This window comes from Dokdonella sp. (assembly GCF_049593775.1).
Lineage (GTDB): Bacteria > Pseudomonadota > Gammaproteobacteria > Xanthomonadales > Rhodanobacteraceae > Dokdonella.
The window spans coordinates 1-2729 of sequence record NZ_JBAWHJ010000492.1; the positions used below are offsets into that span (position 1 = coordinate 1).

Annotated in this window: 4 protein-coding genes; 2 read left to right on the forward strand and 2 right to left on the reverse strand. The window is 60.0% G+C overall.

What is annotated here, in order from left to right:
* Both WBP53_RS17095 and WBP53_RS17100 read right to left on the reverse strand, forming a co-directional pair.
* On the reverse strand, nucleotides 1-342 hold a 342-nt coding region (locus tag WBP53_RS17095), incomplete at its 3' end, for a DUF2064 domain-containing protein (protein ID WP_423930956.1).
* Nucleotides 339-1013, reverse strand: coding sequence for a hypothetical protein (locus WBP53_RS17100; protein WP_423930957.1), 675 nt, complete (start codon nucleotides 1011-1013; stop codon nucleotides 339-341). The genes WBP53_RS17100 and WBP53_RS17095, both read right to left, overlap by 4 nt.
* Before the next feature lie 334 nt (nucleotides 1014-1347).
* On the opposite strand from WBP53_RS17100, the gene WBP53_RS17105 reads away from it, so the two are divergent.
* Both WBP53_RS17105 and WBP53_RS17110 read left to right on the forward strand, forming a co-directional pair.
* On the forward strand, nucleotides 1348-1923 hold the full coding sequence (locus WBP53_RS17105; RefSeq protein ID WP_423930958.1) for an RNA polymerase sigma factor: 576 nt from the start codon (nucleotides 1348-1350) through the stop codon (nucleotides 1921-1923).
* Nucleotides 1924-2339: 416 nt separating this feature from the next.
* Nucleotides 2340-2666, forward strand: coding sequence for a DUF2282 domain-containing protein (locus WBP53_RS17110; protein ID WP_423930959.1), 327 nt, complete (start codon nucleotides 2340-2342; stop codon nucleotides 2664-2666).
* Nucleotides 2667-2729: the final 63 nt, after the last annotated feature.

Below are 2729 nucleotides of genomic sequence, written 5' to 3' on the forward strand. Positions count from 1 at the left end.
GCGATCGAGTTGTGGAGCGTCAACTCCGACCAGCAGTACGCTGCCATGTCGATCCAGCAGTAACCGGTAGACGTTGGCCATGCGGGGGCCGAGGCTGCCGGGTCCCTGAGGAAGTCGTGGCAAATCAGCCCACGCCGTGTCGTTTAGCGCCCGCGATTCGGCGATTACCCAATACGCGGCGATCCCAAGCTCAGTGGACGCTTGCACCGCAACGGAGGCGATCGCCTCTGCGCAGGAGAGGTAGAAGGCCTCGGCGCGCAATCGACCGACCTCCCTTGCCAGGCACGGCTTGACTGCCGAAAGCGTCGGTGTGCTGACGAAGATGCCAAGGGCCGTATTCAAGGGGTAACGTCCGCTCTCAGGAATCGGCTCGTCGGCCTCCTGGTCTGCCTCGGGTGTTCCATCGTCGCTCGGCGTCCGCGATGTTCTGCGGTTTGCTGCGGACCAGCAAATACGGCGGTCGGCAGATTTTGCAACGGGATGCCAAACTCGCGGGCCTCCAATAGAAAGGCGCGATCCACGCCAACCTCGAGCGATTCGTCGAATCCGCCAATCGCCTCGTACATGCGACGCTGCATGAAGAGGCCTTGATTGTTCATGACTGGGGACGCCCATCGCCTAGTCAGTCGCGTCCTGATCGAAATGGGTGTTGTTCGGGGCAACTGGCTATTGGCACCGCGAAGGTCAAGTATTTCGGGCGCAGAGGAACCGCTAGCGACAAAAGCATTGAGCGAACGCACTGTCGCAGGCTCCAGTCGAGAACTGGAATCCAGAAACCATAACCAGTCGGACCGTGTCGCCTTTGCACCGGCATTCAGTTGCCTGGCGCGACCCAGTGGAGAAAACATGAGCATCAGGCGTTCGTCGGCAAGGGGGATGGCGTCGCCCATCCGATCGATCGGAAGCACCAGCGCGATATCGTCGGCAACGACGTGCTGCAGTTGGGGCAGCAGACCGTGCCAGCTATTGTCTAGTGCACCGACAGGTACGACGACAGTGAGGGTCGGTTTCATACGCGAACCGCCAATTCGAGGCCCGCTTGATTCGATGTGAAATAACTTTCCCGCGCTTCCGGTCTGATTCGAAGTTCGGCCAGTGACTCGCATTCGGCAGGCCTGGCAATGGTGTGATCTGGCTGCTTGTCCGCCAGGTTGAATACACAGTTGGGGCAGATCACCGTGTCGGCCCCGATCTGGAAAATGCGGCAGCTACCGGGTGTTTCATGTTGATTCCTCCAAATGGAGCACAGGCAGTTTTGGCGCGTGCCAATTCAAGGGAGCATTCGGGGACAAAAAAGGATTCACACATGAAGTTCACACGTCACCTGAGTACGGCAAGGAGATCTGCATGTCGGCCATGAAAGTGAGCGCGGAAAGCATCGCCGCAGCTCAGGGCGGGGACCTGAATGCACTAAACGATGTCCTGACCAACTCGCGGCAGCACTTGCGCCGCTATGCCGAATACCACTGCGGCGTCAACGACGTGGAGGATGCCGTCCAGGAAACCCTGATCATGGCCTCACGTCGGCTCGGCGACCTGCGCTCCATCGAAGCATTCACGTCGTGGCTGTTCCGCATCGTAAAGCACGAGTGCAACCGCATGAGACGCGGCTGGCGCATGCTGACCAATCAGGAAATCGGCGACGACATCCAGCCTGTCATCACACCCGAACCCGGCGAGTGGCGGCTGGATCTGAGCCGCATGCTGGTGGCGCTGCCGCCGCAGTATCGAACAATCCTGTTGCTTCGCGATGTAGAGGGTTTGTCACTCGAGGAACTTTCAGTGCGACTGGAATTGTCCATTCCAGCCACGAAATCGCGGCTGCATCGCGCACGCATGCTTGCCCGCGAGCGCCTGTCATCGCCCGAAGCGGAGGCCGGCAGCCTCGATTCCGGCAGAACTGCAGAACGTGTTCTCGATTGAACCGCTACCGCAGGATTGGCCCGAGTCGCGTCTTATTTTCAAGGGTGGACCGGGAACTCGACGCCTATGCAGTAGCAAGGCGCGTTGAAGCAACTTTTCAGTTCAGGGTCGGTTTGCGGAGGCGCCGCACACGGACTGGAGTCCCGCCTGACGCCTGACGCCTGAATGACGAGGCTGCCTGCTACTTCGCCGCGAATTTGATCTCGATGCTGGCGAATCCTTTTTCCCTCCCATGCCCTCTTGGTTGTTGTGGGTCGGGTGTGAAGCTGCACTTGGCAAACGCGCACGCCGTGATCTGACGCTGCCACCTCTATCAAGGTGCGCAGCTCTGGAATCCCCGGCGGCGACCCATCGGCCCCGCTTGATCCATCCAACCATCGACGGGGCCTTTTCCCAATCAATCCTCGGAGAAATTCATGTCCTCACGAAACAAGCTTCTCACCCCTGGCCTCGCCCTTGCCGCTGCTCTGGCTTCGGTACTTTCTGTGTCTGCGCCAGCAAGTGCTGCCGAAGGCGCAGCAGCGCAGGAAAAATGCTTCGGCGTCGCGCCGGCAGGCAAGAACGACTGCGCTGCCGGTCCCGGCACCACGTGCGCAGGAACGTCGACAAAAGACGACCAGGCCAACGCCTGGAAACTCGTTCCCGCCGGAACCTGCGTGACCACTTCGTCAAGCACGTCGCCAACCAAGTTTGGTCAATTGGAAGCCTTCACCGCCAGCAAGTCGACCAAGGCCAGCGGCTGAGTCTGGCCGAGCGGATACCTTCGTGCCGATGAACAGCACATTCCCGGAACCCCTGGATCGTGT

Excerpts from the sequence above, each read along its gene's own strand:
- WBP53_RS17100 (WP_423930957.1), bottom strand. The coding sequence starts at position 1,013 with ATGAAACCGACCCTCACTGTCGTCGTACCTGTCGGTGCACTAGACAAT.
- WBP53_RS17105 (WP_423930958.1), top strand. The coding sequence starts at position 1,348 with ATGTCGGCCATGAAAGTGAGCGCGGAAAGCATCGCCGCAGCTCAGGGC.
- WBP53_RS17110 (WP_423930959.1), top strand. The coding sequence starts at position 2,340 with ATGTCCTCACGAAACAAGCTTCTCACCCCTGGCCTCGCCCTTGCCGCT.